Genomic DNA, 7,683 nt, shown 5'->3' with positions numbered 1-7,683 from the left:
ATCTGGCTCAGGCGCTTGAGCTATTCGCCCCTGTATCGGACGCCGAGGAGTGGGAGTTGGGTTGGATGCTGACTGCCGCTGAAATGGCGGGAGAAAAAGAACTGGCCGAAGAAGCTCAAGCAGAACTGAAGAAACGCTCCTCCGGGACAAGAACCTGGGAGTCCCACGGTGAATTGCCGGACCTATTGCCAAAGTAGACATCAATGAACTGGTTAGTGCCGCCAAACGAACTTACCCCCGATCAACAGAGGGCTATTGAATTAAGCCCTCTCAATAACATTGCTATTACCGGAGGTCCCGGCTCCGGAAAGACTATGGTTTTAGTTTACCGGGCTCAATTCCTCAGCAAGAAATACAAAACAAGCCCGGCCCGCTACCGCATATTGGTCTATACGAATATTTTGAAAGACTATATAAAATCAGCTCTCAACTTGCTTGACCTTCCTGAGGATAACGTGTTGGTTTTCGCCAACTGGTGTCATCTTTTCCATGAAAAGTATATCGGGCGGGTACCTTGGAACAAAAGTGAAAACGTGCCTGATTTCAGGCTGACGCAACTAAATGTCAAAGACTATATTCTGAGCGGCAGAATAGACCTTCCAATATACGATTTTCTGATGGTCGATGAAGGTCAGGACCTCGACAAAGATGCATTTCAGATTATCAGCCGCTTGGCCGCTCACGTCACTGTCTGCATGGACGATAAACAGCAGATATATGAAACCGGAATCTCCTCATCTGAAATCATATCCGCCCTGGGAATAAGAAGAACCAATATCAGTTTCATTGAGGCCTTTCGGGTTTGTCCTTATATAGTGAAACTCGCTTCTCACTTCATCCCCACAAAGAGCGAGAGGGAGGCGTTCGAGCATCAGAATCGTTTGCCGCAGGTTGAAAAAGAAACCCCGATGTTCTATTTGGCCAGAGATTTCGAAAACGAAAGAGAGATGCTTGTTTCGAAAATAGGTGAGAGGCTCCTGAAGAATGACCGAATTGTAGTCCTGTTCCCGACCAACCGGCAATTATATGGTTTCGCTATGGGAATGAAAGAACATGGTCTCGATGTTGAGATTCCGAGGAAATACCGTAGCCGAAACGAGAATGGGCTTAATTTCAGCAGTTCTTTACCGAAACTGATGACATATTTCGGGGCAAAAGGTCTTACTTTTGATGCAGTTTTTATGCCTCGATTGCTTTCCCAAAGTTTCGAAAGGTTTTCAGAAGCGAGGGTGGAGAAGCTTTTGTTTGTCGGCATCACGAGGGCTACTAAATGGGTGTACTTGAGCACAATCGATGGTAACTCCCTGCCTGCCTTGGACCGCTTGATTCAACTTGAACAGTCCGGTTCATTTTCCGTGGTGAGACATGACCAATTCCTAATAGGCAATAAAGCAAAACCAAAAATTCTTGATGCGAGAGCGAAGAAATCAGATTTTGACTTTCTCTGATTCTCAAAAGATCCCTGCGTATTTCCCAATCCATAGATTTTTCACTGGCATTGGCAAATCCACCACTATGGGTCTGGGGGATTACGAGGTTAAGTAGGGTATTCATTTCTTTCTTTTTCTACAAACCGCTACTCCTCCAGTGATATAATATTCTCGGACTGTGCGGCAATCGAAAACTCTGCAGAGGTCGATGACGGCTAATGCGACTAAAGATTTCGGCACTGTGAGTTAAAGGGACGGCCTCTCGACCGTCCCCTTTATAATAGCGCTTTTATCACTGGGCCTACGGTCCGCAGACCGGCGCCGGGCCACCCTTGAAGCGATAGGCGATTATATAGGTAGCGTCTAGAATATTAATGATACCATTACCATTGGCATCAGCCTCCTGCAGACACGGAGGCGGCGGACCGCTCTTGAATCGATAGGCTAAGATATAGGTGACATCAAGTATATTGACAACGCTATTGTCATTGGCATCTCCCGCCAGGTTGCAGCATGTGTAATCTGGAGACGGGGTATATTCAAATTCATGATATCCACCTTGTGGCGGGACAACGGAATCGCGCACTATGTAAGTTGTATCACTATTTTCATTCACAAAGAAAATTGAATACGTATCGGTCGGTTCGGCGTCTGGCTTTGGCAAAACCTTGATAAGATAATCGCCCAGAATCTGGCTGGAGAGTGAAATGGCAACATCCGGTTCCCCATCGCCATCATAATCAGTAATGCCATCGTAAGATGCGCCGGGGATTTCGTTTAATCCTTCCCCAATACTTCTACCATTTGGGTCAGTAATCTCAACTGTCACTGGACAGAATGCCCGAAAGAGTCGCGGATGAACCCAGCAGTTCTGGGCAAACTCTGACGTGCTGCCGTTTTCATAGTGTGCTAATCCGGTTAGCATCCAATCCCCAAAGTCACCAATAAAAGTGAGTGTTCCACATTGCCAAAAGTCGTCGCACGGTCCCACGGAATCCAGAAAGATGGCTGCACCCCCAAAACACTCACCATTTATGCAAAAGCTTGCGTTAGTATAGGGCTTTGCGGTATCAATCACGGCATATAATTCAACTATACTCGTTGGAGGCGCGCTTACATTTACTGTTCCTCCATTCGTAGCCCCTACCCAGTCAAGAACGGGGCGATTCAACATCTCATTGGGGCTTTCCGTTGTCCACTGGTTGAAGTTCGTTATGCCCGGTGGGTATAAGTCTATGTCCGGTCCATAAGTACACCCGTAGATTACATTTTGCGTCAGCCGATTATGTATCGTCCCCGAGCCACGTAAGACAACACTGACGCCATTATCCTTTATTGTACATTTTGAAACTTGGCAATCATGACTGTTTTCAGATATATATATTCCGGTATCGTTTCCAGAAATCGTATTGTTAGTCAAATGCACTTCCGAGCTCTGTCTAATCGCTACTCCCACGCCGTCATTGTTCTTAATACTGTTCGGCTCCGACAAAGCTCCGATTCCGCCGAGAACCACAGGGCAATCATAGATGTCAATCCCATTACCACGATTAGTGGCAATTGTGTTGCCGTCAATACGAATATGATCGCTTCCGGAAATCATAATCCCGCCGTCATCATTCCCCATATTGAGATTGACCCCATCTGCTGCTCCTATGACATTATCCGTAATAATCGCATAGCTATTGCTTGCATAGATTCCATAATCTTGACTTGCAGAAACGAGGTTATTCGAGATAAAGACCTTTCCATTGTCGCTCACCTTTATCCCGAAACCTCCGTTTGGCAAGGGAATCGTTCCATCAGCACTCGTTCCGATTTTGTTGCCATGCACCGTGGTGCCGTTAACATCACCGCTATTACCTGCACATAAAATACCGTCCATTAAGTTGCCGGAAATGACATTCGCTCCGTCACTGCCGATATAGTTATTGGCTGACTGGTCAAGGACTCTGATGCCCATGCCATTGCCATTTACAGTCACTCCGTCACTTTCAACGCCCAGGTAATTGTTGTAAATTCTGTTCTCAGAGCCTCCATATACTGTTAACCCCACTTCGCAATCTACGATGGTCAACCCGCAGACTTCGTTCATGTCCGATTCTATCGTAAGGCCGCTCAGGTAGTCGTGAAACGGTGTGCCGCTGAGCTGGCTGCCATCGATTATCAGGGAACCAGGACCGCCTGGAGCAGAGCAGCCGTCGATGAATATTCCGTCGGGATTGGTTAGAGGCGGAAGTTCCTCGTCCAGCATTATCCTCTGGGGTGTTCCCTGGAATTTTATTATAGCGCTGTACGGATAGGAATTGGCTTCAAGTATTTTATCCCTTAGCGTGTTTTCACCACTGGAGGCATAGTTACTGACATAAAAGGGTCCGCGAATCCAGAAATTCTCAGAGAATTCTGAAGTGTTACCTTCCGCGTCAATGGCTGTGGTAGTATAAAGGCCGGCAGGCAAATCGGCAAAAGTAAACTGGCCCCCTGACGCTGTTGCTGAAGCGACATACTCCGGCGCTTCACCATGTCCGGAGGGATCGGCCGCATAAGTAAAATACGGATAGTCTCCGCTGATTGCCTTAAATAGTTCGACTGTACATCCATCGCAAGCGCTTCCTGTTAGGTCAAAAAGAAGCGGGTTGCTGGTGGCCACTTGTGCTTGTAATACAGGGAAGTTGAGTAAGTCATTGGGCCCAGTATCTGCATCGCTCTGATCGTTATCCGTAACACCGTCGTCGCCAAGGTCAAAAGCAAGCCCATAATTATTCCGAATCGAGTTTTGCGAGACTCTGTTGCCTCGAGCAGTTGGCTCGCCAACAATAGTGATTCCATTACCTTGGTTACCATGAATATCGTTATTATGAATATACATACCAGCTACATTTTCCAAATAGATACCATGGAGATTCGTATAGTAGATATCATTGCCATGAATATCCCAGTTCGCTCCTTCCGTCGGAGCATCGTTCTCAGTTTTTTCCATGTTCATTTTTGCATGAGTCTCCGCTGCCACAGGTAATTCGTTAACCAGCCCGACGGCCCCCATGCCATGGATACGTATTCCATAATCACTTTCAGCAATGTGGTTAGCCCATATATGCGAGGAACTTTGATTAGCGCCAAGATATTCGTCTATCCCCACTACACCGCTATAAATCTCATTAGTATTAATCTCGTTTCCAGTTCTGTCAATGATGCCGCGCTCATTAGGGAAAGGGCCACCGCCCGCATAAACCCATCCTAGGTAATTTTCATAAATATGATTCAAAGAAGATGAAATGGACATTTCGATCGCAATCGTATTATAATAGATATGATTGCGAGCGACGGAATTGTCATTACCATTTATCATAATGCCCCATTGCGAACCAGAATAAGGGCTATCATACGCATTCTCATAAGGGGGGATCTCGTTGCTGGATATGTCATTCTGGTCTCCATATACGGCTATGCTTTTCTCGTTCGAGATGAGTTTGTTGCCTCCAACAAGGACGCGTTCAGACCCATCTAAATATATTCCGTTCACAAATCCACTTATCTCATTATCAGCAATTAGCAAATTGAAATTGTTTGCGGAAAAAGGGTTGAATACATCGCAGCCTTCTACCAATATACCCATTGTAGAAATTGAATAGGCTGCACTGATAGTATTATTATGAATCGTTGCTATCCACAGTTGACTTTGCTGAGTCTGATTGAAATAAGGCAGAACGCCAGAAACATAGATTGCCCTAATGTTGACATGATGCCACACATCATAGTTAATATCATTCGCATATTCATAAGAAGAAGGATTAGGCGAATTCAACACAGATCCTATGGAACATCCCCAAGAATTTATCTGTTCGATTCCAGTGACACAGTTGTCTAGAGTATTTCCAAGTATACGAATTTCTTTTGATAACTCATACGATATTCCGTAAGCGCATTCCACAATGTGGTTCCCTGCAACATCATTTTCTTCCGTCAAATAATATCCGGCCCCGACATCAACATCTGTACACTTGAACAGTCGAATGCCATATGTACAATTTTGCATATAACAGGATTTAATGTAACCATGGTTGGAATTCAATATTAAGAAGCCATACTCGTAACTGTCCCAGACTTCGTAATCCCACACTTGAAAATTCCTGTTCTGATCTATTTTGATTACGTACGCGTCATATGCCGTGCTGGTTTTTAATTGAGGGAGATTTGTACCACTTATTATTACTCGACGCGGCTCAAGCGAATCGCCGAGAAGTACTATTCCCATAGGGTCATTCAAAGTTGGCAATGTATCTGTAAGGTAAATCGTGCCGCTTAGGGCTTGGTCCCACTTGACCGTATCCATCTGATATGGAGTGGCACTGTTTGCCTGATTAAATGCCCACCTCAGCGACCCCTCGTTCTCATCATCCGCCAATCTGGTAACAATGTACGTTGTGGGTGTACCCATCCCATTCTTGAGAATAGAAATATTGTCCGTGCCTCGATTCGCCACTGCAATATCCAGGTCACCGTCGTTATCGAAGTCGGCAACGCAGAGACGCGAAGGACCGTCCCCGACCGTGTAATTAATCGGTCCTGAGAAAGTAGAATCGCCAATGTTGTGCACGAACGTGCTGATATTATCAGCACTGAAATTCGCGGTTATCAGGTCGAGGCTTCCATCAGCCATAATGTCTCCGATAGTTACGGCAATGGGATAATCTCCGGTAGCGCCAAGTATTATCCGTTCACCAAAAGGAGTTCCCGGCGGATAGGTCATTGCTAAATAGGAAACATAGTCTGAATCGGCGCTGGACATTACCAGGTCAAGAAAGCCGTCTCCAGTGATATCAGCGGATGTTATTCCCATCGGGCTCCCCCCAACCGTTAGATTGTCACTGCCAGCAAATGTGTTGTTCGCCTGCTGGAACACGATGGAGATATTATTCGCCTCCGGGTTGGCCGTGACTAAGTCCATCTTCCCGTCAAAATCCAGGTCTGCTGCGTGTATCGCCCAGGGAGACCCACCCACAGAACCTTCCGTTTGTGATGAAATAAACCCGGCACCGCTATTATACAAGATAACATATTTCATCCGGTCCATGTCCGCCGCCGCAAGATCACTATAACCGTCACAGTTATAGTCAGCGTTAACGATATAATATGGACCGGCGCCGGAGCTGAGCATTTCCGTCAGAGTCAAGACAAATGAACCACTTCCATCATTTGTGAGCACGGAGATACTGCCTTCAATAACATTTGCCGTCACTATATCTACATCGAGGTCATTGTCGAAATCGACCGCAGTCAAGGAGGCCGGGCCGTCACCTACTGAATAATATGGTCCGTTGGTAAAAGTGCCATCGCCATTTCCAAGTAGAATTGTGACTCTATCTAAGGTAAGATTGGCAACGGCCAGGTCGATATCCAAGTCACCGTCAAAATCTGCCGCGACAAGCCCCCGGGGCTGGTCTCCACAATCATATGCACTATCAACGCTGAATACTCCGTGGCCGCTGTCCGCTTCGACAGTAAATCGCCAGACATAGCCGTCAAATAGGGGAATCGCCACCGCCGATTCGATACCCTTCGTCAATGTAACTGAAATGAGATCGCCTGGAACAAATTCACTGGAGGGGATAAATGAGGCTGTCCGCGAGGCACTGTCATAGGTTATCGTGCCATCAAGTTTTCCCAGAAAACCTGATGAGACCAGGAACACGGCGTCGCTGATCGATGCCACATTCATGTCCGAATCAAAAGTAACAGAAACAGCACTGCTGTCATCTACACTCTGAGCATTCATCGCCGGCGATTATGAAAGAATCTGTGGTGGATTTCCAATTTCATTGACAGTTATCGTCACAATTTCCGAATCCACCGACCCCGAATCATCAACTGCTTTGAAAATGATCTGGTGAGCGCCCGAACATAGGAAACACGGTGTCCAGTTGAAGAATCCGGTACCATTACCGCTATCCGTGAAACTCATTCCGTAATGTAGTCCTGTAGCCAGTAAGTCCGGCGTTGATTCCGCGTCCGTCGCAGAGATGGTAAAACTTAGATTGTACCCTTCATTGACAGATTGATTGCCAATTGGACTGAGAACAGGCAGCTGGTTGAATTGCGCCTGAATCCCTGCTGAAACTGATAGCAGTAACAATGTCATAAGAATGGTGCGTTTCATAGTCTCCTCCAGGATGAATGTTATGAGAAATTCTGTTTTGTCTAATTCGAAGAACTCGCAGCCGTGTTACATAGTATTCTCCGCCGCCTCGACAAT

Annotated in this window: 4 protein-coding genes; 2 read left to right on the top strand and 2 right to left on the bottom strand. The window is 46.2% G+C overall.

Features of this window, described 5'->3' with window-relative positions; genetic code table 11:
• Both AB1690_07530 and AB1690_07525 read left to right on the top strand, forming a co-directional pair.
• Window positions 1-197 (top strand): hypothetical protein (locus AB1690_07530; protein ID MEW6015158.1); only part of this gene is annotated, 197 nt, incomplete at its 5' end.
• A gap of 6 nt (window positions 198-203) precedes the next feature.
• Entirely contained in the window at window positions 204-1,448 is a 1,245-nt protein-coding gene (locus tag AB1690_07525) for a UvrD-helicase domain-containing protein (protein MEW6015157.1), read from the top strand.
• A 283-nt stretch (window positions 1,449-1,731) separates the two neighbouring features.
• On the opposite strand, the gene AB1690_07520 is transcribed toward AB1690_07525, so the two are convergent.
• Both AB1690_07520 and AB1690_07515 read right to left on the bottom strand, forming a co-directional pair.
• Window positions 1,732-7,206 (bottom strand): right-handed parallel beta-helix repeat-containing protein, encoded by a 5,475-nt coding sequence (locus tag AB1690_07520; GenBank protein MEW6015156.1) that lies wholly within the window; start codon window positions 7,204-7,206, stop codon window positions 1,732-1,734.
• Between the two features lie 9 nt (window positions 7,207-7,215).
• Complete coding sequence (locus AB1690_07515) at window positions 7,216-7,587, bottom strand: hypothetical protein (GenBank protein MEW6015155.1); 372 nt, start codon at window positions 7,585-7,587, stop codon at window positions 7,216-7,218.
• Window positions 7,588-7,683 lie beyond the last annotated feature (96 nt).

This window comes from Candidatus Zixiibacteriota bacterium (assembly GCA_040753495.1).
Lineage (GTDB): Bacteria > Zixibacteria > MSB-5A5 > GN15 > PGXB01 > DYGG01.
The sequence above is the reverse complement of the archived record's forward strand: the minus strand, read 5'-3'. Positions and strand labels throughout refer to the sequence as shown.